The following is a 22617-nucleotide window of genomic DNA, read 5'->3' on the forward strand; positions in this document are numbered from 1 at the left end:
GGGCGGGCGTCGAGCGCATCAGCGAGGAGTACGGCATCCACGACGTGAACCTCGTCAAGCCGGGTGTCGGCGAGACCACGCGGGTGCTGCTGCGCCGGGTGCCCTGGAAGATCCTGGCGCGGGCCGGAGCCGGCGCCGACCTGGACCATGTACGCCTGCTGGCCGAGCAAAGAGGAGTACCGGTGGAGGAAGTGGCCGAACTGCCGTACACCTGCGTGGGGTTGATCCACCCCAAATACACGCGGGGCGCGACGGGCGCCGACGGCAAGGCGGTGAACGTCTGATGCCGGTACTGGTGGCGAGCGACCTCGACCGTACGCTGATCTACTCCGCCGCGGCCCTCGCGCTGACCATGCCGGACGCGCGGGCGCCGAGGCTGCTGTGCGTGGAGGTGCACGAGAGCAGGCCGCTGTCGTACATGACCGAGACGGCGGCCCAGCTGCTGACCGACCTCGGCGACGCGGCGGTCTTCGTGCCGACGACGACCCGGACCCGCAAGCAGTACGAGCGCATCAACCTGCCGGGCCCCGCGCCGAGGTACGCGATCTGTGCCAACGGCGGCCATCTGCTGGTCGACGGTGTCTCCGACCCGGACTGGAACGCCCGGGTCATGGCCCGGCTGGCGGAGCAGTGCGCGCCGCTGGAGGAGATCCGGGACCACCTGATGGCCTCGGCGGACCCGTTGTGGGTGCGCAAGCACCGCATCGCCGAGGACCTCTTCGCCTACCTCGTCGTCGAGCGCGAACTGCTGCCCGAGGAGTGGGTGAAGGAGCTCGCGGTGTGGGCGGAGAACCGGGGCTGGACGGTCTCGCTCCAGGGCCGCAAGATCTACGCCGTCCCGAAGCCGCTGACCAAGAGTGCCGCCATGCACGAGGTGGCCCGCCGCACCGGCGCCGACCTCACGCTGGCCGCCGGTGACTCCCTCCTCGACGCCGACCTGCTGCTGGCCGCCGACAAGGGCTGGCGCCCGGGACACGGCGAGCTGGCCGACGCCGACTGGACGGCTCCGGCGATCAGCGCGCTGCCGGAGCGCGGGGTGCTGGCGGGGGAGCGGATCCTGCGGGAGTTCCTGCGGGCAACCCGCACGGACGCGCCCCTGTAGGGGCTCGGGGAACTGCCGGCCGGGCACCGCAATTCAGGTGCCCGGCCAGGTACTCCGTCGGTTACAGGTACGGGCGGGTGATCAGCTCGATCGCGTGACCGGCGGGGTCCTTGAAGTACACCCCTCGACCGCCGTGCCCGTTGTTGATCTCACCTGAGCGCTGCATCTGCGGATCGGCCCAGTGCTCGATACCGCGATCACACAGTCGCCGGTACGCCCGATCGAACAGCTCGTCAACGAGCCGAATCGCTACGGTCCTCGGCGGCGATGATGGTGTGGTTGAACGTGACTGCCATTGAGGTCGACCTCGCTGTTGTTCGACACGACAAGAACGGACTCGTGCTGCACGAGCACTGGGAGGTCCGCGTGCCGAACTGGGGTGCCTTCTCCGCACCCACTGTGCGATCAGCCCACCACCGGATGGCCGATCTGTGTGTGGCGTAGCGCCGGTCCGGTGTTCACGTCGGGGACCCTACGTGATCTTGTCGGCTGCGACAACGGGACAGCGACCGGCGGCCGGCCACTAGCCGCAGCAGCCCCCGCCGCAGCAGCCGCCCCCGCCGCCGCTCGCCCTGGGCGCGGCGGCCGGGGCGGACGCCGTGCCGCCGACGGCCACGGTCGAGAGAAGCTTCACGGTGTCTTCATGACCGGCCGGACACGCGGCAGGAGCGGAGGACTCCGCCATCGGACGGCTCAGTTCGAAGGTGTCTCCGCAGCTGCGGCAGCGGTATTCGTAGCGAGGCATGGTCACAGACTAATCGGCCTGACCGGATACACACCCCTCTGCGGCCGTTTGCGATCATCCCTGTCCGGTACCGGTGTGGAGAATTTGAAAAGGTCACTGATATTTTCGATCGACGCGAGGAGCCGTAAGGCCGGGGGAACAGGGGGCGCGCTGCCGTTGACCGCGGTGGCCATGCCCTTCCGCGCGGGCACGACCGAATGCGGGGAGGGGCGCAGCCGTGACCAGGGCTGGGCAGGAGCCGGACGAGACCATGCAGTTAAAGGTCCCCGTGCTCCCGCCGGACGAGACCGTGCAACTGCGGACGGTCGAGGCGGGTTTATCCCGCAATACAGACGTCCCTTCGGGGAAGGGCAGATTTCGACCACCCGGGCGCCGCCGCAGGGCCGCCCGCTCTGTCGCCCTGTCCCGTCTCGAAGCCGCCGCGGGCCCCTGGGCAACCCGTCTCGCGCCCTACGTCCGCCGTCTGCGGCCCCAGTACCCGCGCCCCGGCCGCACCGGCTGGCGCCGCTGGGCGCCCTCGTGGCGACAGTGGCTCGGCGGCGTGCTGACCTTCCTCGGCCTGACCACCGCGGCTCTGACCGTGGCCTACGCCGCCACCGACATCCCGGAGAACCTCAACTCGTACGCCACCCAGCAGGACAACGTCTACTTCTGGTCCGACGGGACACCCATGGCCCGCACCGGCTGGGTGCGCCGGCAGGACATGCCCCTGAAGGACATACCGGAGGACGTCCGCTGGGCGGTGCTCGCCGCCGAGAACGCCAGCTTCTACAGCGACCCCGGCATATCGGTCAGCGGCCTCACCCGTGCCGTGTGGCGCACCTTCGGCGAGGGCGACACCCAGGGCGGCTCCACCATCACCCAGCAGTACGTCAAGAACGTCTACCTCAGTCAGGACCGCTCGGCCGGCCGCAAGTTCACCGAGGCGATGCTCGCCCTCAAGCTCGACAGCCGGATGAGCAAGGACGACATCCTGGAGGGCTACCTCAACACCAGCTGGTTCGGCCGCGGGACCTACGGCATGCAGCGCGCCGCCCAGGCCTACTACGGCAAGGACGTCGGCGAACTCGACGTCAGCGAGGCCGCCTTCCTCGCCTCCCTCCTCAAGGGCGCGGCCCTCTACGACCCCGCGCTGAGCAAGGCCAACCACGCGCGGGCGGTGGAGCGCTGGTCCTGGATCCTCGACCGCATGGTCGACATCGGCAGGCTGTCGCCGTCCGAGCGGGCCGGGTACAGGACGTTCCCGGAGCCGTTGAAGCAGGCCAGGGGCTACGACACCGGCAAGCAGAGCGACTACCTGGTGGAGCTGGCCGCGCAGTACGCCAAGAAGGCCGCGCACATCTCGGACCAGCAGTTCGACCTCGGCGGCTACCAGATCTACACGACCTTCGACCGGAAGCGGGAGACCGCGCTCACCGACGCCGTGACCAAGGCCCGCGGCAAGGCGCGGGGGCAGGACGCGGCCACGGCGAGGGCGGCTCACTACGGCGCCGCCTCGGTGGCCACCGACGGACGGATCCTCGCCGTCTACGGCGGCCCCGACCACCGTACGCAGGGCTACAACGAGTCCAACGCGACCACCGTGCCCGCCGGTTCGGCCTTCCTGCCCTTCGTCTACGCCTCCGCACTGCAGAGCGGCGTCCAGACGACCCGTGACGGCGGCCCGACCGAGGTCACCCCGGACACGCTGTACGACGGCGACGACGGTGTGCCGGTCATGACGCCCGAGGGGCCGTACTGGGACCGCAGCGGCAAGCGGGTCGCCTCGCACAACGACGGCAAGAAGGACTACGGGCGGATCAGCCTGCACGACGCGCTCGCGCTGTCCGTGAACACGCCGTTCATGCAGCTCGGCATGGACACCGGCCTGGACAGGGTGCGCCGGACGGCGCAGGCGGCGGGGCTGCTCTCCTCCAGCTTCGGCTCCCAGGTGCCGGCGCTGTCCCTGGGCAGCGCCACGCCCAGCGCGATCCGCATGGCGAGCGGGTACGCCACGTTCGCCGCCGCGGGCACCCATGTCGAGCCGTACTCGGTGTCCCGGATCACCCGCAACGGCTCCAAGGTGAGGCTGACGAAGCCCGTCTCGGGCCGCGCGGTGACGGCGCGGGTGGCCGAGCAGGTCCAGGCCGCGCTCAGGTCCGCCTTCAGCCTCGCCCACCCGGCCACCGCCGCCACCGCCCCGCGGGCGACGGGGAAGGCCGGCACCACTCAGGACGACACCGCGGCCTGGTACGTCGGCACGGCCGCCTCCGTGTCGACGGCCGTGGTGGCCTACCGCATCGATCTCACCAAGAGCCTCGAACCACTGCCGTTGAAGGGCATCGCCGGCACCCCCGCCGGCAGCGTCCCGTACGACATCTGGTCCGGCGCCCTGGGTCTTCGCTGACCCGGCGACCGGCCCCCAACGCCCAGGGACAGCGCCGGCACCTGGGAGCCGAAGCTGGAGGAGAGCAGCCCCGCCGCCTGCGCCGTCCGGCCGCCGTCGCCGACCCCGCGCACCCCGCCGCAACCAGCCTCCGGGGATGCTGACCCTGGCGGCCCTGCTCGTCGTCGCGTCCCTCGTCGGCGGCTATCTGGTCCTGAACCGCATGGACAGCACCGCCCCGACCGCGTCCTCCGGCGCCTCCCGGCCCGGCGGCGGACGGGCCTCCGCCGAGCCGAGCGGCGCACCCGAGTGGGACGGCAGGACGAAGGTCCTCGGCGACGGCTCGACCTCCTACACCGGCCCGCAGAAAGGCCAGTTGAAGCCAGAACCCCTCAAGCCCGGCGAGAAACCGCCCCAGTTCGTGGTCTTCTCCTGGGACGGCGCGCTCCAGGGCGACGACGAACTCTTCTCCCACTACCGGGAGATGGCGAAGCGGTACGACGCCCACATGACCTTCTTCCTCACCGGTATCTACCTGCTCCCCAAGGACAAGAAGGACCTCTACTCGCCGCCCCGGCACCCCAAGGGCTCGGCGGCGATCAGCTTCCCCACCGACGAGCACATCCGCACCACGCTGGAGCAGCTCGGCAAGGCGTGGCAGGACGGCAACGAGATCGGCACCCACTTCAACGGCCACTTCTGCGGCGCCAAGGGCGGCGAGGACTGGAGCGTGGCGCAGTGGAAGAGCGAGATCGACCAGTTCTACGACTTCGTGGAGCGCTGGAAGACCAACACCGGCTACACCGACGTCGACCCGCTGCCGTTCGACTTCCGCAAGGAGGTCACCGGCGGCCGCGCGCCCTGTCTGGAGGGCCAGGCGAACCTGCTGAAGGCCGTCAAGAGCTACAAGTGGCGCTACGACGCCAGCTCCACGGGCGACTTCCAGATATGGCCCACGAAGAAGAACGGCATCTGGGACTTCCCGCTCCAGATGCTCCCGTACGACAAGGGCGACTTCCAGGGCCTGTCCATGGACTTCAACTTCCTCTACAACCAGTCCGACGGCGAGACCGACGGCGACCCGGCCCGGCACGGCGAGTGGCAGCAGGAGACCCTCGACACCTATATGGCCGGCTTCAACCGGGTCTACTACGGCAGCCGGGCCCCGCTGTTCATCGGCAACCACTTCGAGGAGTGGAACGGCGGTATCTACATGAAGGCCGTCGACGAGGTCATCGAGAAGGTCTGCACGAAGAAGGACGTCAAGTGCGTGTCCTTCAAGGAGCTCGCCGACTGGATGGACGTACAGAAGCCCGAGACCCTGCAAGGGCTGCGCAGCCTGGACCCGGCGCAGTCGCCGGACTGGGCGACGGTGGTGAAGTAGTCAACTACCCCCGGGTTCTTCACAGTTGGGGAGAAGGTGTAAACATTTCCTGCCCGGGTTCGACCACCCCGGGCCAAGGAGAATCCCCGTGAGATCAAGAACACCGATCCCTGCGCGCCGCCGCGCCACCATAGTCGCGGCGGCCGTCGCCTCGATCGCCGCCGGAGCGGCACTGCTGCCGGCCTGGAGCGCCGGCGCCGCAGTAGTCGACGACCCGGCGGTGGACGCCGGGACCCGGGCCACCTTCCAGCGACTGGCGGACGCGGTCTTCACCGACCGCACCCAGGCCCTGGTCGACGGCGCGCAGAGCCGGAAGCCGCTGACCGGCGGCTTCTCGGGCGACGTCCGTCTGTCGGCCCGCGTGGCCCGCGGCGAGGCCGCGGCCCTGTCCACGCTCGAGGGGCGGGGGGACCTTCTCGCCCAGCTCGGCGAGAGGTACCGCAAGGCCGACACCGCCGTCACCCTGGACGCCACGCGCGTGACGGGCCGTACGGCCAAGGCCGCGGTCACCGAGACCACGACCCTGACCTACGACAAGGTCCGCGGCGACGAGCCGGGGACCACCGGGTTCCAGGCCCACCATGAACTCACCTTCACCGCCGACCCGCGCGGCGACTGGCAGCTGACCGCCGTCCGCGACACCGACCCGGGCATCGCGGTGAACACGCTCGCAAAGCCGTCCGTGAAGGCGCCCACGGTGGACGACACCATGCCGTCGGCCCCGCGCGCCGCGACCACCTACCCCGCCCCGGCCAAGCCCAAGACGCTCACGGGCACCGCCCTGAACTACAAGGCGATGGCCGCCTACGCGGAGAAGCACTGGAGCAACTACAACAAGGACTACCCGGACTTGGGCGGCCGCGGGGACGGCGGCGACTGCACCAACTTCGTCAGCCAGTCCCTGAAGGCGGGCGGCTGGAAGCACGTCCCGGGCTATGTGTACGACTACACCAAGTGGTTCGGCAACGCCGAGATCCAGTCGCACTCGTTCGTCGGCGTCAACGAGTGGTCCTGGTTCGCCCAGAACTCCAAGCGGACCACCAGCCTCGCCAACGTCTACCAGATGGACGTCGGTGACGTGCTCCAGATGGACTTCGACAAGGACGGGTCCAAGGACCACACGATGGTCGTCAGCTACCGCAGCCCGCAGGGCGTGCCGTATCTGACGTACCACTCCACCAACACCTACCGCCGTTCGGTGGCGAGCATCATCGCGTCCTACCCGAGCGCCGCCTTCTACGCCTATCGCACCTGACCGGGTCGGGCCCGTCCCTCTTGCCCGTGGGGGAGGGGCGGGCTCAGTGTGCGGCGCCGCGCTCCTCGCGGATCTGGGAGACCACCCCGGCCACGGACTGCCGGACGGCCTCCGTCTCGGTGAGGAAGTGCCAGTAGTCCGGGTGGCGGCCCTCCAGCGTGCCGATCGCCCGCTCCAGCCGGGCGACCGACTCGTCCAGCGGGCGCGCGTGCCGCGGGTCGGGTGTGTTGCGGCCCGCCATGGCCAGCCGCTGGGCGTCCCGGATCGCGAAGCGGGTCCGGTCGATCTCCTGCTGCGGGTCCTTCTGCACGGCGTTGAGCCGGCGCAGCCGGTCGCCGGCCGCCGACACCGACTCGTCCGTGGTGTTCAGCAGCGCCCGGACCGTGGACAGCAGGGCGGTGGCGTCCGGCCAGCGCTGCTCGTCGCGCGCGGTCTGGGCCTCCTTCAGCTTCAGCTCCGCCTGCCGGACGTTCTCCCCGGCGAGGTCCGGGACGCCCTGGAGGTCCTGCCAGCAGGCGGCGGTGAACCGCCGCCGCAGCTCGCTGAGCACCGGCTCCACCTGCTCGGCGCGGGTGGTGAGCGCCTGTGCGCGGGTCCGCAGCGACACGAGCCGGTGGTCGATCTCGGCCGCCTTCTCCGGCAGCCGCTCCGCCTCCACCCGGACCGCTTCCGCCTCCCGCGCGACCCGCTCGGCGCGCTCCAGCGTGTGCGGGACGCCATGCTGCCCGGCGCCCTGGTTCAGCTTCGTCAGCTCCGGGGCGAGGGCCGCGAGCCGCGCCGCGAGGTCGTCGGCCTTCAGACCCGACGTCCGCACCGCGTCCAGCGCGTTCGAAGCGGCGAGCAGGCCCTGCCGGGCACGCTCCACGGCCGGGACGAGCCGGGCCAGCTGGGTCTCGGCCTTGCCGAGCAGCGGCCCGAGCCCGTCGGCGAACCGGTCCAGCTCGCGCTTGACGTTGTCGAGATCGTCCTTGGCCTTTGCCAGCTCCGTACGGGCGCGGACCGCGGTCGAGGCATCCAGGTCGTCCCGGTCGAGGTCGTGGGCGTCCACCGCGTTGATGTACTGGTGGCTGGCCTCGTCGATCCGCCGGCCGAGCGCCTCGAAGTCGGTGATCGCCCGCCGGGCGGCCGGGGAGTCGTCCACGGCCGCGATCGTCTCGATGGAGATCCGCAGATCCCGCTGGGCGGTGTCCAGGTCGTAGAACGCGGCCGCCGCGGCATCCTTCGCCGCCTGCGCCTCGGCCCGCTGGCTCTCCGCCCGCCCGCCGAACCAGCGCCGGGTGCCTCCGCCGGCAAAGGCGGCGGGCAGCGTGAGGGCGACGACCAGGGGGAGGGCGACCAGAGCGAGGGTGTCGGCGAGCGAGTCACGCAGGGCCCGGCGCGAGCGCCCGGGGACCCGGGACACGGGCCTTTGGACGTCCCGCGCGAAGCGGCCCCGCCCACGTGGCTCTGACGGCGATTCCGGCTGTCGAGGTGTCGCCGTCACATCCCTCTCCCGTGCTGTCATTCACCCTGCCCGGTGTCATTCTCCCACCGGATTAGGACGAACACACGGGCCGGTTAGTTCGCGGTTCGGACCGTGACTTTTCCGTCGCCGGTGCGGGCGGAGACCACATGGGAGCTCTTGTCGTCCCGGGGCACGGACACATCCACCGATCCGTCGCCCGTCTCGGTCGTCACCCGGTACGTCGCCCGCGGCAGCTCGATCGTCACCGATCCGTCGCCACTGCGGGTGTCCACCCGGTCCGGCACGGTGCCCAGTTCGAGCTTCACCGAGCCGTCCCCGGTCTGCGCCTTCACCTGCCGCGAGGTGACGTCTGCGACCCGCACGGAACCGTCACCCGTCCGCAGGTCCAGGGGGCCGCTGGAGTCGGTGACATGGACGGACCCGTCCCCCGTGCGCACGCTCAGCGCGTCCTTGAACCCGCGCGCCCGCACGCTGCCGTCCCCGTCCTCGACCTTCACGGTGACTCCGCGCGGCACCTCGATCCGATGCTTGGTCGAGCAGTCGGCGATCATGCCCGAGCACTTCTCCCGCAGCACCAGCCGGTCGTCCTCCATCGACCAGGTCACCTTCGGATCCGACCCGACCGCCACCGACCCCTGGAACCACCTGGTGACCTCCACCGTCCCGGCCTTGTTCGAGTCGGCGGCGACGATCTCCAGCGCCGAGTCGTCCGAGTCCACGGTCAGCGTCCGGCCCTCCAGGGCGAACGAGCGGTGCTCGGGCTCCTTGTCGTCCGCGGCGGAGGCCCCACAGGCGGCGAGACCCGCGACGAGCGCCACGACCACCCCCGAAACGGCGACGGCGCGTGCAGGAACGGTACGGGCCATGACGATCTCCCCCTGGGACTTCCCCGGGCCGACCTCTTCGGCCCGGGACTGCGACGATGCCTCGACCGTACGGACCCCGGGCCGCATCCGGGATCCGGGCCGCTCCCGGATCCATGGTGGGGATAACCCCAGGACGTCCCTGACCTTCGCCGAAACAGGTTTGCGAGGCACGGCCTCCGGCAAGGTAGGCTGTCGACTCGTTCTCGGGTGCGTAGCTCAGGGGTAGAGCGCCTGCCTTACAAGCAGGATGTCGGCGGTTCGAAACCGTCCGCGCCCACCACTGGACAATCCCCGGCTCAGCCAGGGTTCGCGGCCCTTCGGAGTGATCTCCGGGGGGCCGTTCTCGTCGCTCGCATCGCGGACTTGATCACTGTCTAGTGCGTACCGGCGGGCGGGTCGGCGTATACGCCGTGGCGCATGCCCGTGGCCTGTCCGACTTCGATGAGATAGCCGTCCGGGTCGCGCAAGTAGCACCGCACCTCGGCCTTGCGGTCGATGGGTGGTGTGAGGAATTCGGCGCCCTTCGCGCTCCACTCCCGGTGACATGCCTCGATGTCGGCGACGCGGAGGTTGAGGAAGCTGCTGACCGTGGTCGGGTCGGTGGGCGGGCGCAGCGTGACGTCCGGCTTGTCCGGAGTGGGGCCGCCGCCCGGGTTCATGATGATCCATCCGTTGGCGAGCTTGATGGTGCAGGGGTTCTCCTCGAGCACCACCTCACCGCCGAGAACGTCGGTGTAGAAGGCGCGAGATCGGGCTACGTCGGCCACCGTCAGGAAGTGGGTGAGGAGGAGCCCGGAATCCGGGGCGGGGAAGTCGTCGCGGGGCATGCAAGGCCTCCAGGTGAATCGGGCATTTCAATCCATAGTGGTGGATGGGTGTCCGTGGGCACGAATGCATACGGCCGGGAGGGGGCGGTCGTATTTCAGGGCCCGTCGGGCGCCCCGTGGGCGTGCTTCAGCCTCGTGCGGGCGTCTACCCGGTCGGCCCCGGCCGTCGCCGACCAGAAGCGGTGGCCGCTGACGAACACCGCGAGTTCGTGCTCGCGCCGACGGAGCTTTTCCACCTTGGCCTGCTCGTCCTCCGTCCAGCCGGGGGAGGCGGGACGCTCGACCTTGCGCCAGCCGTTGTCGTCGCTGAATCCGTCCAGGGGTACGACCGACCAGGGAAGCCGCTTCAGCAGGGCCGACAGCTCGGCCCGGACCTGATGCAGCTCCTCCTGACCGGCGAGAAGGTCACTCGGAAAGTCATAGGGCGTAGCCACGCCGCAATGCTACGCCTGTTCGATTTTGGGTGGCGAGCGCCTTTGGGTGGTTCATGCGAACGGGTGTGACCGAGCGCTTCGTTGGCCGCTCTGCGCCCACAAGGCCGGCGTCGTCGCCGGGCGTCTCGAAGTCGCGCCCCACGTAACCTCTTCCTGTGCCTGCACCCCGCCTGCATCGCGTCGCCGTCCTTGTGCTGGAGGGTGCGAAGCCGCTCGATGTCGGCATTCCCGCGCAGGTCTTCACGACCCGCGCGAGCATGCCGTACGAGGTGCGGGTGTGCGGGGCGGCACCCGGACTCGTGACCGGCGGCGACGGCCTCGCGTACCACGTCGCCCACGGCCTCGACGCGCTTGCCTGGGCCGACATCGTCTTCGTCCCCGGCTACCGACACCCGGACCGCGACGACCCGCCGAAGGCCGTCGTCGAGGCACTGATCGCCGCCCACGACCGGGGCGCGCGACTCGCCGCCATCTCGACGGGCGCCTTCGCGCTCGCCGCCACGGGCCTGCTCGACGGCAGGCGCGCCACGACGCACTGGCACTACACGCGGGCACTCGTGGCGAGGCATCCGCTCGTCCAGGTCGACGAGAACGTGCTGTTCGTCGACGAGGGCAGCGTCCTCACCTCGGCCGGCGCCGCCTCCGGCATCGACCTGTGCCTGCACATCCTGCGCGGCGACCTCGGAGTGGCCGCGTCCAACCACGCGGCCCGGCGTCTGGTCGCTGCCCCCTACCGCAGCGGCGGCCAGGCCCAGTACGTGCCGCGCAGCGTCCCCGAGCCGCTCGGTGAGCGGTTCGCCGCCACCCGCGAGTGGGCGCTGCACCGGCTCGGCGAGCCCCTCACCCTCGACACACTGGCGCGGCAGGCGGGGGTCTCGCCGCGCACGTTCTCCCGGCGCTTCGTCGAGGAGACCGGCTACACGCCGATGCAGTGGGTGATGCGCGCCCGCATCGACCTGGCCCGCGAACTCCTCGAACGCTCGCAGCGCAGCGTCGAACAGATCGCCGCCAACGTCGGGCTCGGCACCGGCACGAACCTGCGCCTGCACTTCCAGCGCATCCTCGGCACCACACCGAGCGAGTACCGGCGCACCTTCACCCGGGGCGAGTGACCCGCCCGAACGCCGCATGGCGGGAGCATGGCGGGATCCTTTTGAACCATGGCGATCCCGCCACTGTCAGCGGCGCGAGCCGCGGGCGACCCTGGTGGCGAAGGGAAGGGACATCACTTATGACTCGCATCGCCATCAACGGATTCGGCCGCATCGGACGCAATGTGCTGCGCGCACTGCTGGAGCGCGACAGCGCCCTGGAGGTCGTCGCGGTCAACGACCTGACGGAGCCCGCCACTCTCGCCCGGCTGCTCGCCTACGACAGCACGGCCGGCCGGCTCGGGCGCCCGGTGACCGCCGACGGGGACGCCCTCGTCGTCGACGGCCGTCGGATCAGGGTGCCGGCCGAGCGCGAACCGGCGCAGCTGCCGTGGGCCGAACTCGGCGTCGACATCGTCCTGGAGGCCACCGGCCGCTTCACCTCGGCCAAGGCCGCCCGGGCCCACCTCGACGCGGGCGCGAAGAAGGTGCTCGTCAGCGCGCCGTCGGACGGCGCCGACGTCACGCTCGCGTTCGGGGTCAACACCGACGCCTACGACCCGGCCGTGCACACGATCGTCTCGAACGCCTCCTGCACCACCAACGCGCTCGCCCCGCTGGCCGCGGTCCTCGACGAACTCGCCGGTATCGAGCACGGGTTCATGACGACGGTGCACGCCTACACGCAGGAGCAGAACCTGCAGGACGGTCCGCACCGCGACCCCCGTCGCGCCCGTGCCGCCGGTGTCAACATCGTGCCGACCACGACCGGCGCCGCCAAGGCGATCGGCCTGGTGCTGCCGAACCTCGAAGGCAAGCTGTCGGGCGACTCGATCCGCGTGCCGGTGCCGGTGGGCTCGATCGTCGAACTCAACACGACCGTCGCCCGCGACGTGACGCGCGACGACGTGCTGGCGGCGTACCGCGCCGCGGCCGAGGGGCCGCTCGCCGGGGTCCTCGAATACTCCGACGACGCGCTCGTCTCCTCCGACATCGTGGGCAACCCCGCCTCGTCGATCTTCGACTCCGCCCTCACCCGCGTCGACGGCCGCCACATCAAGGTGGTCGCCTGGTACGACAACGAGTGGGGCTTCTCGAACCGCGTGATCGACACGCTCGAACTCCTCGCCGGCAGCTGACCGGACGCCGGGGTGGTACCCCGCTCCGGCGACCGCGCCGGTCAGCCCAGCTGCTCGGCCAGTCCGACGACGATGCCCTCGGGGCCGCGGACGTAGCAGAGCCGGTAGACGTCCTCGTACTGCGCCAGCTCGCCGACGAGTTCGGCGCCGTGGGTGCGCAGGCGGGCGACGACGTCCTCGATGTCGTCGACGGCGAACATGATGCGACGCATGCCCAGCGTGTTCGCCGGCGCGTCCTTCGGCTCGGGGCTGATCGCCTTCGGCTGGTGGAACATCGCGAGCTCGATGCGGCCGTGGCCGTCCGGGGTCCGCAGCATGGCGATCTCCTGCCGGACGCCGTGGAGCCCGATCACGCGCTCCACCCAAGGCCCCTCGGCCGGCCCTCTGCCCTCCAGCTCCATGCCGAGTTCGACGAAGAACGAGACGACGGCGTCAAGGTCGTCGACGACGATGAGGACGTTGTCCATCCGCTGGATCGTCATGCTGGGCCTCCTCGATGGGGTGCGGCCACGGTGGCTGTATCCGCCCCTGGGACGGAGCCACCGGGCCGTTCTCGACATCTACGGTGGCCACTGCGCGCTGTTCCGCGCCCACCACCCGTGGATCGCCCCGTTGAGCCGAAGAGCCCCCGGCTCCGGCCTCAGTGACCCGCGTCCCGCAACTCGCCGACCAGGCGGGTCGTCACCGGCACCGGCACCCCGTGCCGCTCCGCCGCCCGCAGCAACGCGCCGCCGATGGCGTCCAGTTCGAGGGGGCGGCCCGCCTCGGCGTCCCGCTGCATCGACGACTTCGTGGTCGACGGGAAGGCGTCGTAGCGGGCGAGGGCCTGGGCCGGGTCGGCGGGACCGCCGCAGGCGCCGCTGACGGCTGTGGCCTCGTCGACGAGGGACAGCAACTCCTCGCGGTGGTGGGTGCGTACGTCACCGACGGGGAGGGCGTAGCGGGTGGTGAGCAGGGCGAAGGGCGCCAGCAGGGACATCTTCGCCCAGAGCGTCGCCGCCTCGTCGGCGTGGACCCTGGTCGTGGGGCCGGCCGCGCCGAGTATCTGTGCCAGGGCGGCCAGGCGGTCGTCGGGGACCGGGTCACCGGTGAGGTCGATCTCGGCGAAGGGGGTGCCGTGCTCGATCTCCCCCGGGGCGACCCGGGTCGACTCGGCGCGGATGGCGGCGGGGGCCACCCGGTCCGGGCGGTACCGGGTGCGCAGTAGTTCGGGGTGTTCCACACCGTTCAGGAACGGTACGACCAGTCCGTCACCCAGCGTGGCGGGCGGAACGCGGGTCAGGGCCGCGTCGAGGGCGGTGGCCTTGACCGCGATCAGACAGGCGTCGACCGGTTCGCGGAGCTCGGTGTCGGCCTCGACCGGGGCCGTGAAGTCCCCGAACAGGCCGCTGCGGACCTGGATTCCCTTCGTGCGCAGGGTCTTCGCGGTCTCATCGCCGGCCAGGCAGATGACGCGGTGGCCGGACCTGGACAGCAGCGCGGCGAGCAGGCCGCCGATGCCGCCGGGGCCCAGAACCGCCACGGTGAGTCCGTCGTTCGCCGTCATACGCATCCTCTCGTCGGTCGGCCCCGCCCTCAGCGGTGGCCGCCACGGACCCGATCATGGCAGACGGGCACCGACCCGAGGGAGACTGGTCGACATGTGCCGCAGCATCAAGACACTCCGTCCGCCCGTGTTGCCCGAGGAGGCGACGGAGGAAGAGATTCGGGCCGCCGCCCTCCAGTACGTGCGCAAGGTCTCCGGCTTCCGGGCCCCGGCCGCGCACAACCAGGAGGTCTTCGACCGGGCCGTGGACGCCATCGCCGAGGCCACGGCCGAACTGCTCGACGGGCTGGAGGTGCGAGGAGCCCCCGCGACGGCGCGCAGGGCCGCCGGATAGCGCCGGCCCACCGGCCTGTGGGTGGTCGCGGGCGGCGGGCGTACGCCCTTCGCCCACTCCTACGCATGCGCCCTGCGCCTGCGCGGGCTTCCTACGCCTACGCCTACGCCTACGCCTGCGCGCTGCGCCTGCGCGAGCTTCCTACGCATGCGCCCTGCGCCTGGGCGGGCTTCCTACGCCTGCGCCCTGCGCCTGACGGGTTTCCTACGCCTGCGCGGGTTTCCTACGCCTGCGCGGGCTTGCGCCGTACCAGGTACGTCGCCACCGCCCCCGCCGCGAACAGCGCCGCCACCGATACCCCCGTGGCCATCCATGTCGCCCCCAGCCATTGGGCGCCGAAATAGCCCAGGGCCACGCTGTAGACGGCCCAGGCGAGGCCCGCCAGGGCGGACCAGGGCAGGAAGTCGCGGGCGCTGCGATGCGTGGCGCCGGCGCTGAACGAGACCACCGAGCGGCCCGCGGGAGCGAACCGGGCCAGCACCACCAGGGCGCCGCCGCCCCGTGCCAGGGCCGCGCCGAGACGTTCCTGCGCCGATGTCAGGCGGCGGGAGCTGGCGATGGCGCGGTCCAGTCGGGCGCCACCGCGCCAGGCGAGACGGTAGGCCACCAGGTCGCCGAGGACGGAGGCCGTCGCGGCGCAGAGCGTCAGGGCCAGGATGTCCGGGACCTCGCCGGGGACCTGACCGGTCGCGGCACCCGATCCCGCGGCGGCGGCCGTGGCCGCCGTGATCACCAGAACACCGCTGGGCAGGACCGGCAGGAACACGTCCAGCAGCACCGACAGTGCGACCACCACATAGATCCATGGGCCCGCTGTCAGCGATCCCACGTCCTCGATCCCCTCGAACACCACAACTCCCCGTTTACCCCCGTGGCCGGACCCGTGCCGCGACGTCGTGGGGGTGCGGCAGGGGCGGCCTGTGACAGCCATACAGCGTACGCCGGGGGTGTGACAGCAGGTTCATGGGGGGCTCGTGTCATCGGCACAACATGTTCACCCGGCTGCCGCCGGGCACAGACGAACGGCGCCCGTTCCCGCGTGGGACTCGCGGGTACGGGCGCCGTCGTGCCGGACCGTCAGGCCGCGACCGGCGTCTGGTCGGCCGCCGCCCTGTCCTCGGACCCGGAGCGCTTGGCGAACAGCCGGTCCAGGCCGAACGCGCCGGAGCCGGTGAAGACCAGCAGGAACATCGCCCAGCAGTACATGGCGGCGCCTTCGCCGCTGTTCTCGATGGGGAACAGCGCCTGCGGCTGGTGCACCTTGAAGTACGCGTACGCCATGGCGCCGGAGGATATGAACGCCGCGGCGCGGGTGCCGAGGCCGAGCAGGACCAGGCTGCCGCCGACGAGCTCGATCACCGCGGCGTACCAGCTGGGCCAGGTGCCGGCGGCGGGGGTCTCGCCGCCGAACGTGCCGAAGAGCGAATTGGCGCCGTGGCAGGCGAAGAGCAGGCCGACGACGATGCGGAACAGGCCGATGGCATACGGCTGGGCGCTGTTGAGGCGTCCGGTCATGTGGGGGGCTCCCTCGGTCTGGAGCGGCCGGTGCCGGTGAGCATCGGCCTGGGGACGGAAAGTGAACGGTCGCCCCACGTTAGGCTGGCCTAATCAATGCTTGCAAGTTCAACATTTGGCCACACTTGCGTCCCGGCATCCTCTTCCTTCCCGGGAACAACGGCACGTAGTGCCGCCCTGGCCACCGCGTCCGCGTCCGCGAGAGTGACCGAATCCACACCCGGCCGCGCCCCGGCCGCCGTCACCCAGTGCACCCCCTCCGTGGGCACCCCGAACGCGAACCTCCGTGCGTGCGCCTGCCCCTGGCGGTCGATCAGCCGGTACGGACGCGGTGTCACGTCCAGCCCGCCGGTCTCATAGCCGTCGATGGTGTGCGGCCGGCACTGTCCCGTCTTCAGCAGCCGGGCCAGCAGTTCGTCCGCCGTGCGGCGCAAGTCGGGTTCCGGCAGACGCGCTTCGACGAGAGTCGTCGCCCGTATCACCGAGCCCGGCACCTCGGGGGAGTGCGCCACCCACGCATCCGCCTCCTCCCGCACATCGAGGCGCGGTCCGAGCACCTCCACCACGCCCGCCTCCATCAGGGCCACCAGCTCCTCGACCCGCCGCCGGGGCGGGCCGATGGACAGGAAGGCGTTCAGCGGGGTGTACCAGCGGTCCAGATGGTCCCGGCGGGAGGTGCCGGCGAGGCCGCCGTGGTCGACGATCAGGCGCAGTTCGTTGCGCAGGTCCCGCAGGACGTCCAGGGCCGACTTCAGCGGGCCGTGCACATTGCCCCGGGCGGCCTGGGCGGCGTCCTCGCGCAGATACGCCAGCAGCCACGCGCGCCAGCGCCCGGGATCGGGGAAGTCGCACTCGGCGTACGGCCGCGAGACCCGGTCCCAGCTCCAGCGCGCCCGCTCCGGGATCCCGAACTCGTCCAGCAGGCACGCCTCTTGAGGGTCGCGGTGCGGCACGGCCAGGAAACGCTCGGTGAAGCCGGCCCGCCCGGTCCCCGGTATCAGGGCCGCGTAGTACACCGTCTCCACCTCCTTCGCCAGCAACGGCCATATCTCCGCGAGGAAGTCCGGCGCCTCGCCCGAGTCCGCGCGCTTGCGGAAGCCGGCGATCACCTCCGGCGTCAGGACGAGCGGGAGATGGCGGCCGTACGGCCCCTTCGCGTTGTCGCCGCGCGCCTGGTACGGGATGCCGCGCCGCGAACCGGCGTACAGGCGCGGCTCGTTGCCGCAGGGGAGGTAGCGCAGACCTTCGGCGTCCCGTACGAAACGGCCGCCGCGGCCCGTCGTGAACAGGGCCATGTGGTCGAAGAAGTTGAGGCCCAGGCCGCGCAGCAGCACCGGCTCGCCCGGGAGTATGGCCGACAGGTCCACGTCGGCCGGGTTGGCGGGTGCCACGTACCGCAGGCCGTGCCGCTCGGCGTGGGCGGCGAGGTGACGCTGGGCGGTGTCGACGGCCGCCGGCAGATGGCCCTGTGCCAGCACCACGGCGGACAGTCCGGGCAGGACGCGGCCGTCGTCGAGGGTGAGGACCTGGCGGCCGTCGGGCGCGTCGTCGAGCCGCACCGCGCGGGCCGCGTACGTCTCCACGCGCACGGCGGGCGGCGCCTCGCGCACGACCTTCGCGAACACCCACTCCAGGTAACGGCCGTACTGCGCACGGGTCGGGTACTCGTCCGGGCCCAGCTCGCCGGCCGCCCAGTCGTAGAGGCTGGGGCCGGGCCGGATCGGGCCCGAGCAGTCGACGCTCTCGTCGGTGAAGAGGGTGACCTGCGAGGAGACCGTGTTCATCAGCAGCTCGGGCGACTGCGCGGTCCGCCACACCCGGCCCGGGCCCGGCGGTGCGGGGTCGATCACATGGACCGTGAGCAGCGCGCCGGGCGGGAGGAGGTCGGGAGCGCAGGCACAGAGGCGCTCCAGGACGCTTGTGCCGCGGGGTCCGGCGCCGACCAGGGCGACGGAGACCCTGGAGGAGTCCGGGGTCGGTGCGGACGTCGGTGCAGCCAAAGGGGTGACTCCCGGGCGTGTGGGGCGCATTGGAGCGGGCGAGCCGTCGGGCGGAAGCGGACGGTCCGGCTCATCATGCCGTCGTCGGCGAGGCGAACTCAGCCCGGGGGGCGGCGAGTGTGGGATGCGTCACGAGCATCACGTGCCACGCCGGTCACAAGCGGTCGGAACGGTTTGAATATGGGGCGAGTTCGGACTCTGCGGCGGTTTTTCGTGGCATCGGGTTTCGTAGCCGGCTGCGGGCCGGGTGGGGGCCGTTCGCGCAGTTCCCCGCGCCCCTGGGTCGGCGGCCGTCAGGCCGACCCTCAGGGGCGCGGGGAACTGCGCGACCAGCCCGACACGGCCCGCAGCCGCCGACCGACCCGAACAACCGAGCTCTCAGGCGCAGCGGCTCATCCTCACCGCGTGAGTTCCGCCTCCGCCACCGTCCGCAGCCGCGCAGCCCCTTCACGCCCCTGCCGCGCCTGCTCCAGCCGCAGCCGCGCGGAGCGCCTCCCCAGGGTCAGGGTCATGAGCTGGTTGCCGAACCACGGTCCGCCCGTCCGGCGCCAGTCGATCGGCGGCTTCGGGCAGCCCCCGTGCCCCGCGAACCGCCGCCCGAGCACCCGGGCGAGCGCGCTCCAGCCGAAGCGGAAGCCGAGCCGGACCGCCATGTGGATGGCGTTGTGGACGGGCGAACAGGTCAGCTGGAAGACCCGGGCGGTGTCCGGCCCCTCGCCGTGCGGCCAGGTCGGCTCGGCCACGTACGCGTGATGCACGTCCCCGGACAGCACGCACACCGTCGCCGGCGCCCCCGCTCCCGACCCCGCCTCGGCGATCAGCCCGGCCAGCGCGTCGAAGGACCCCGGGAACGCCGCCCAGTGCTCAAGGTCGGCCCGCCGCCGCAGATCCTCGCCGAACCGCGCCCAGCGCTCACCGCGCTCGCCCCGGCACAGCGCGGCGTTCCACGCCTCGGCGTCGTGCACCAGGTGCGGCAGCAGCCAGGGCAGGGACGTACCGATCAGGAGGTGGTCGCAGGAGCCGGGGGCGTCGAGCGCCTGCTCGCGCAGCCACTGTGCCTCGCCGGGGTTGAGCATGGAGCGCGCTTCCTCGTCGAGGACCCGGGCCGCCCGGGTGTCCACCATCAGCAGCCGTACCCGCCCGAAGTCGCGCCGGTAGCTCCAGCGGACCGAGGCCGGGTCGGCGTCCGCCTTGGACGCGAAGGAGCGCAACTCGTCGGTGCCGTCCGGGGTTTCGCGTACGGCGGCGTAGAGCGGGTCGGCGGCCAGCTCGGCCGGGGACAGGTTCCCCAGGTGCTGGTGGACCCAGTACGACATCAGCCCGCTCAGCAGGCGCTCGCGCCACCACGGGGTGGCCCGCATGTCGGCGAGCCAGGCGGCGGAGGTGTTCCAGTCGTCGATGACGTCATGGTCGTCGAAGATCATGCAGCTGGGCACGGTGGACAGCAGCCAGCGCACCTCGGGGTCGAGCCAGGACTCGTAGTAGAGGCGGGTGTACTCCTCGTAGTCCGCGACCTCGTTGCCCGGCGGCTCGCTCAGATCGCGTCGGGCGGCCAGCCAGCGCCTGGTCGCCTTGGAGGTCTCGTCGGCGTACACCTGGTCGCCCAGCAGCACCAGCACGTCCGGCCGCTCGGCGCCGGGGTCGGCCGCGATCCGGGCGGCCAGCGTGTCCAGCGCGTCCGGGCCGACCGGGTCCTGCCCGTCGGCGGCCGGCGCGGCCCAGCGGCAGGAGCCGAAGGCGAGCCGGACGGGGTCGCTCTCGGCCGGGGTGCGGATGACGGAGGGCGGGAAGGGGGAGCCGGGAAGCGGCCACACGCCGACGCCGTCGAGGAGGACCTCGTACGGCGTCGTCGTCCCCGGTGTGAGACCGGTCACCGGCACCAGGGCGTAGTGATGGCCGGCGATCTGGAAGGTGCGGGCCTCGCCGCCGACCCCGTCCGCCCCGCGCACCTGGACGGCGCACGGACGGCTCGCCTCGACCCACACGGTCGCGGCCGAGTCGTCGACGTACCTCAGCAGTGGCCCCAGGCGCAGTTCCGCCACGTCATCGCCCTCCTCCGTCGCCCCGTACGGTACGGAACGACGGAGGGGAACGGCGAGGTTCCGCAGATCACGGTTTGCCGAACTCCGGCGGTGCCGCGTCAGGCGGCTGTCAGCAGCTCGCGAGGTAGTTCGTGAGGGCGGACTTCTCCGCCGAGTCGACCGAGAGGCCGTAGTAGTACTTCACCTGGACCCAGGCGCGCACGTAGGTGCAGCGGTAGGCCGTGCGCGACGGCATCCACGTGGCCGGGTCCTGGTCGCCCTTGGCCTGGTTCACGTTGTCCGTGACGGCGATGAGCTGCGGGCGGGTCAGGTCGTTGGCGAAGGACTGGCGCCGGGAGGTGGTCCAGCTGTCGGCGCCGGAGTCCCAGGCCTCGGCCAGCGGGACGAGGTGGTCGATGTCGAGGTCGGAGGCGGCGGTCCAGGTGGCGCCGTCGTAGACGGAGTACCAGCTGCCGCTGACTGCGGCGCAGGCGGAGTCCTGGACGACGTTCGTGCCGTCGCGCTTGAGGACGACCTCGCGGGTGTTGCAGGAGCCGGACTGGGTGATCCAGTGCGGGAAGAGGTCGCGGTCGTAGCCGGTGCGGTCCTCGGTGGCCACGGTGAGCTGGGCGAGGTAGCTACGTGCGGTGGCGCCGCTGACGGGGGTGGGGAGCGCGGCGGAGGCGGTCGGAGCGTTGAAAAGCGCGACAGAGGCTATGAGACCGCTGAGGGCCGCGAGTATGCTGACCCGTCGACGCGCGTAGAACTTCGACATGCTGACTCCCTTGAGGAGTGGGGGTGTTGGCGAGCGAGCGAAGGAATGCTCGCGGCGCCGCATTGCCGGGAGGTGTGCGTGCGGTAAGAAACTAGTGACGCGTTCATGACACGACAAGGTTGAGGGTGTGACTTTCTTCCTGTGAATCGGTCGATGGCTCGTTCGACTCCGTCGCGTACGATGGACGGCGCAGAAGGGGAGTAGCTCTTCGCCGGACCGTCGACATACTGCTCAGCTCGTCTGAGCCGGCGCCCGGAGGCGGACCTCGTATCGAGGTCGGCCAGCGAGACCTTCGGCAAGCAGTGCACGCCCGTGCCGCATGGCACGGGTGCTGAGTGTGCTGCCGTGCCGAGGTGTCGTAGCGCAGTGACATTGCTCTCGGTGGGGCAGCCCCGACCGATTGAGGAACCTTGATCAGCTTCACCGTGACGGCGGTCGTCTTCGGCGTCGTCTTCCTCGCCGAACTGCCGGACAAGACCGCGCTCGCCGGGCTCGTCCTCGGTACGCGCTATCGCGCCTCGTACGTCTTCGCCGGTGTCGCCGCCGCGTTCGCGCTGCATGTGGCGCTGGCCGTGGCGGCCGGAAGTGTGCTGACGCTGCTGCCGCAGCAGATCGTGCACGCGCTCACCGGCGTGCTCTTCCTGGGCGGCGCGGCCGTGCTGCTCATGAAGAAGGATGAGGACGAGGGCGAGGTCCGCAAGCCGGAGAACCAGTCCTTCTGGAAGGTGTCCGGGGCCGGGTTCATGCTCATCCTGGTCGCCGAGTTCGGCGATCTGACCCAGATCATGACGGCGAACCTCGCGGCGCGCTACGACGATCCGCTGTCGGTCGGCATCGGTGCGGTGCTGGCGCTGTGGGCCGTGGCGGGGCTCGGCATCGTCGGCGGGAAGGCGCTGATGCGGCGCGTGCCGCTGAAGCTGATCACCAAGGTGGCCGCGCTGCTGATGCTGGCGCTGGGCGTGTGGAGCCTGTGGGAGGCGATCGCCGGCTGAGCCTCGCSCCGGGCCCCGGCCCGGGGCGAGCTGAACTGTCGGTGAACGGTTCCTGGAGGCGGTGGCGCGATCGGGGTTCTGTTTTGTACCGTGGAGGAACAAAGTGGTTCCCGCCTGTTTTCCCTGACCGGCAGGCGGGGCCACCTTGTTCCTCCGGGGGCCACCTGTACCCCCGTGCCCCTCGCCTTGGAGCTGCCGATGACGGCCACCACCGTGCCCACCGTGCTCACCGCCCGTGCCCTCCTGCTCGACATGGACGGCACCCTCGTCAACTCGGACGCCGTCGTCGAGCGGATCTGGCGTCGCTGGGCCGAGCGGCACGGGCTGGACGGGGACGAGGTGATGAAGGTCGTGCACGGACGCCAGGGGTACGCCTCGATGGCGCTGCTGCTGCCCGACCGGCCGATGGAGCAGAACCACGCGGACAACGCGCGCATGCTCGCCGAGGAGACGGCGGACGTGGACGGCGTCGTGCCGATTCCGGGGGCGCCGGAGTTCCTGGCCTCACTGCGGGGGCTGCCGCACGCGCTGGTGACGTCGGCCGATGTCCCGCTGTCCACGGCGCGGATGGCTGCCGCCGGGCTGGAGCAGCCGGGGGTGCGGGTCACCGCGGAGTCGGTGGGCGCCAGCAAGCCGGACCCCGAGGGTTTCCTGAAGGGCGCCGCCGAGCTGGGCGTCGCGCCGGCGGACTGCGTCGTGTTCGAGGACTCGGGGGCCGGTATCGAGGCGGGGTGCTCCGCGGGGATGCGGGTTGTGGGGGT

23 protein-coding genes and 1 tRNA gene are annotated in these 22617 nt (G+C 71.4%); 12 read left to right on the forward strand and 12 right to left on the reverse strand.

Annotated features, from left to right (window positions below):
* From EAO75_RS18720 to EAO75_RS45950, 3 genes are all read left to right on the forward strand, one after another.
* Positions 1-284: RNA-binding protein (locus EAO75_RS18720; RefSeq protein ID WP_315987154.1), on the forward strand; the 284-nt coding region annotated here is incomplete at its 5' end.
* The gene (locus tag EAO75_RS18725) at positions 284-1102 is read left to right on the forward strand and encodes an HAD family hydrolase (protein WP_147997958.1); all 819 of its coding nucleotides are present in this window, start codon (positions 284-286) and stop codon (positions 1100-1102) included. The genes EAO75_RS18720 and EAO75_RS18725, both read left to right, overlap by 1 nt.
* Positions 1103-1387: 285 nt before the next feature.
* Entirely contained in the window at positions 1388-1546 is a 159-nt protein-coding gene (locus EAO75_RS45950) for a hypothetical protein (RefSeq protein ID WP_187284507.1), read from the forward strand.
* 79 nt (positions 1547-1625) lie between these two features.
* On the opposite strand, the gene EAO75_RS18735 is transcribed toward EAO75_RS45950, so the two are convergent.
* A complete protein-coding gene (locus EAO75_RS18735) occupies positions 1626-1847 on the reverse strand; it encodes an FmdB family zinc ribbon protein (protein WP_147996230.1) in 222 nt (73 codons plus the stop codon).
* Between the two features lie 250 nt (positions 1848-2097).
* On the opposite strand from EAO75_RS18735, the gene EAO75_RS18740 reads away from it, so the two are divergent.
* The 3 genes from EAO75_RS18740 to EAO75_RS18750 all read left to right on the forward strand — a co-directional run bounded on the left by EAO75_RS18740 (position 2098) and on the right by EAO75_RS18750 (position 6851).
* Complete coding sequence (locus tag EAO75_RS18740) at positions 2098-4233, forward strand: transglycosylase domain-containing protein (protein ID WP_147997959.1); 2136 nt, start codon at positions 2098-2100, stop codon at positions 4231-4233.
* A 136-nt stretch (positions 4234-4369) separates the two neighbouring features.
* Positions 4370-5596 carry a hypothetical protein gene (locus EAO75_RS18745; RefSeq protein WP_261989353.1) on the forward strand — a complete coding sequence of 409 codons (1227 nt, stop codon included), beginning with the start codon at positions 4370-4372 and terminating at the stop codon, positions 5594-5596.
* An 88-nt stretch (positions 5597-5684) separates the two neighbouring features.
* On the forward strand, positions 5685-6851 hold the full coding sequence (locus EAO75_RS18750) for an amidase domain-containing protein (RefSeq protein WP_410092449.1): 1167 nt from the start codon (positions 5685-5687) through the stop codon (positions 6849-6851).
* Between the two features lie 43 nt (positions 6852-6894).
* Here EAO75_RS18750 and EAO75_RS18755 read toward each other — a convergent pair whose 3' ends face one another.
* Both EAO75_RS18755 and EAO75_RS18760 read right to left on the reverse strand, forming a co-directional pair.
* On the reverse strand, positions 6895-8334 hold the full coding sequence (locus tag EAO75_RS18755; protein ID WP_187284508.1) for a hypothetical protein: 1440 nt from the start codon (positions 8332-8334) through the stop codon (positions 6895-6897).
* A 74-nt stretch (positions 8335-8408) separates the two neighbouring features.
* The gene (locus EAO75_RS18760) at positions 8409-9182 is read right to left on the reverse strand and encodes a DUF4097 family beta strand repeat-containing protein (RefSeq protein ID WP_147996232.1); all 774 of its coding nucleotides are present in this window, start codon (positions 9180-9182) and stop codon (positions 8409-8411) included.
* Positions 9183-9387: 205 nt separating this feature from the next.
* On the opposite strand from EAO75_RS18760, the gene EAO75_RS18765 reads away from it, so the two are divergent.
* Positions 9388-9462 (forward strand) — tRNA-Val (locus EAO75_RS18765).
* A 94-nt stretch (positions 9463-9556) separates the two neighbouring features.
* Here the strand turns inward: EAO75_RS18765 and EAO75_RS18770 are convergent.
* Together EAO75_RS18770 and EAO75_RS18775 are read right to left on the reverse strand one after the other, a co-directional pair.
* Positions 9557-10009 carry a VOC family protein gene (locus EAO75_RS18770; RefSeq protein WP_147996233.1) on the reverse strand — a complete coding sequence of 151 codons (453 nt, stop codon included), beginning with the start codon at positions 10007-10009 and terminating at the stop codon, positions 9557-9559.
* A gap of 95 nt (positions 10010-10104) precedes the next feature.
* Complete coding sequence (locus tag EAO75_RS18775; RefSeq protein ID WP_147996234.1) at positions 10105-10443, reverse strand: hypothetical protein; 339 nt, start codon at positions 10441-10443, stop codon at positions 10105-10107.
* Positions 10444-10598: 155 nt separating this feature from the next.
* Between EAO75_RS18775 and EAO75_RS18780 the strand changes: the two genes are divergently transcribed.
* Both EAO75_RS18780 and gap read left to right on the forward strand, forming a co-directional pair.
* On the forward strand, positions 10599-11555 hold the full coding sequence (locus EAO75_RS18780; protein ID WP_147996235.1) for a GlxA family transcriptional regulator: 957 nt from the start codon (positions 10599-10601) through the stop codon (positions 11553-11555).
* A gap of 119 nt (positions 11556-11674) precedes the next feature.
* Positions 11675-12673, forward strand: coding sequence for a type I glyceraldehyde-3-phosphate dehydrogenase (gene gap / locus EAO75_RS18785; protein ID WP_147996236.1), 999 nt, complete (start codon positions 11675-11677; stop codon positions 12671-12673).
* A gap of 41 nt (positions 12674-12714) precedes the next feature.
* Here gap and EAO75_RS18790 read toward each other — a convergent pair whose 3' ends face one another.
* Both EAO75_RS18790 and EAO75_RS18795 read right to left on the reverse strand, forming a co-directional pair.
* A complete protein-coding gene (locus EAO75_RS18790; protein ID WP_147996237.1) occupies positions 12715-13155 on the reverse strand; it encodes a VOC family protein in 441 nt (146 codons plus the stop codon).
* Positions 13156-13313: 158 nt separating this feature from the next.
* Positions 13314-14219, reverse strand: a complete 906-nt coding sequence (locus EAO75_RS18795; protein WP_147996238.1) for a ketopantoate reductase family protein — start codon at positions 14217-14219, stop codon at positions 13314-13316.
* 94 nt (positions 14220-14313) lie between these two features.
* Between EAO75_RS18795 and EAO75_RS18800 the strand changes: the two genes are divergently transcribed.
* Complete coding sequence (locus EAO75_RS18800) at positions 14314-14553, forward strand: DUF2277 domain-containing protein (RefSeq protein WP_147996239.1); 240 nt, start codon at positions 14314-14316, stop codon at positions 14551-14553.
* A gap of 223 nt (positions 14554-14776) precedes the next feature.
* Here EAO75_RS18800 and EAO75_RS18805 read toward each other — a convergent pair whose 3' ends face one another.
* From EAO75_RS18805 to EAO75_RS18825, 5 genes are all read right to left on the reverse strand, one after another.
* A complete protein-coding gene (locus tag EAO75_RS18805) occupies positions 14777-15382 on the reverse strand; it encodes a DedA family protein (RefSeq protein WP_410092452.1) in 606 nt (201 codons plus the stop codon).
* Between the two features lie 248 nt (positions 15383-15630).
* Positions 15631-16068, reverse strand: a complete 438-nt coding sequence (locus tag EAO75_RS18810; protein ID WP_147996241.1) for a DoxX family protein — start codon at positions 16066-16068, stop codon at positions 15631-15633.
* An 89-nt stretch (positions 16069-16157) separates the two neighbouring features.
* On the reverse strand, positions 16158-18098 hold the full coding sequence (locus tag EAO75_RS18815) for an FAD/NAD(P)-binding protein (RefSeq protein WP_147996242.1): 1941 nt from the start codon (positions 18096-18098) through the stop codon (positions 16158-16160).
* Between the two features lie 368 nt (positions 18099-18466).
* Positions 18467-20110: an alkaline phosphatase D family protein gene (locus EAO75_RS18820; protein WP_147996243.1), complete on the reverse strand. Its 1644-nt coding sequence runs from the start codon at positions 20108-20110 to the stop codon at positions 18467-18469.
* Positions 20111-20219: 109 nt separating this feature from the next.
* On the reverse strand, positions 20220-20864 hold the full coding sequence (locus EAO75_RS18825) for an HNH endonuclease family protein (RefSeq protein WP_147996244.1): 645 nt from the start codon (positions 20862-20864) through the stop codon (positions 20220-20222).
* A 410-nt stretch (positions 20865-21274) separates the two neighbouring features.
* Here EAO75_RS18825 and EAO75_RS18830 point away from each other — a divergent pair, with 410 nt between their 5' ends.
* Both EAO75_RS18830 and EAO75_RS18835 read left to right on the forward strand, forming a co-directional pair.
* Positions 21275-21856 (forward strand): TMEM165/GDT1 family protein, encoded by a 582-nt coding sequence (locus tag EAO75_RS18830; protein WP_147996245.1) that lies wholly within the window; start codon positions 21275-21277, stop codon positions 21854-21856.
* Positions 21857-22054: 198 nt separating this feature from the next.
* The coding region (locus tag EAO75_RS18835) for an HAD family hydrolase (RefSeq protein ID WP_147997962.1) at positions 22055-22617 on the forward strand (563 nt) is incomplete at its 3' end.

Source organism: Streptomyces sp. UW30 (assembly GCF_008042075.1).
Lineage (GTDB): Bacteria > Actinomycetota > Actinomycetes > Streptomycetales > Streptomycetaceae > Streptomyces.

Bases quoted from the DNA above. Each gene is read 5' to 3' on its own strand.
- EAO75_RS18725 (WP_147997958.1), top strand. From the start codon at position 284: ATGCCGGTACTGGTGGCGAGCGACCTCGACCGTACGCTGATCTACTCC.
- EAO75_RS18735 (WP_147996230.1), bottom strand. From the start codon at position 1,847: ATGCCTCGCTACGAATACCGCTGCCGCAGCTGCGGAGACACCTTCGAA.
- EAO75_RS18740 (WP_147997959.1), top strand. From the start codon at position 2,098: ATGCAGTTAAAGGTCCCCGTGCTCCCGCCGGACGAGACCGTGCAACTG.
- EAO75_RS18745 (WP_261989353.1), top strand. From the start codon at position 4,370: ATGCTGACCCTGGCGGCCCTGCTCGTCGTCGCGTCCCTCGTCGGCGGC.
- EAO75_RS18760 (WP_147996232.1), bottom strand. From the start codon at position 9,182: ATGGCCCGTACCGTTCCTGCACGCGCCGTCGCCGTTTCGGGGGTGGTC.
- EAO75_RS18770 (WP_147996233.1), bottom strand. From the start codon at position 10,009: ATGCCCCGCGACGACTTCCCCGCCCCGGATTCCGGGCTCCTCCTCACC.
- gap (WP_147996236.1), top strand. From the start codon at position 11,675: ATGACTCGCATCGCCATCAACGGATTCGGCCGCATCGGACGCAATGTG.
- EAO75_RS18790 (WP_147996237.1), bottom strand. From the start codon at position 13,155: ATGACGATCCAGCGGATGGACAACGTCCTCATCGTCGTCGACGACCTT.
- EAO75_RS18795 (WP_147996238.1), bottom strand. From the start codon at position 14,219: ATGACGGCGAACGACGGACTCACCGTGGCGGTTCTGGGCCCCGGCGGC.
- EAO75_RS18800 (WP_147996239.1), top strand. From the start codon at position 14,314: ATGTGCCGCAGCATCAAGACACTCCGTCCGCCCGTGTTGCCCGAGGAG.
- EAO75_RS18810 (WP_147996241.1), bottom strand. From the start codon at position 16,068: ATGACCGGACGCCTCAACAGCGCCCAGCCGTATGCCATCGGCCTGTTC.
- EAO75_RS18815 (WP_147996242.1), bottom strand. From the start codon at position 18,098: ATGCGCCCCACACGCCCGGGAGTCACCCCTTTGGCTGCACCGACGTCC.
- EAO75_RS18825 (WP_147996244.1), bottom strand. From the start codon at position 20,864: ATGTCGAAGTTCTACGCGCGTCGACGGGTCAGCATACTCGCGGCCCTC.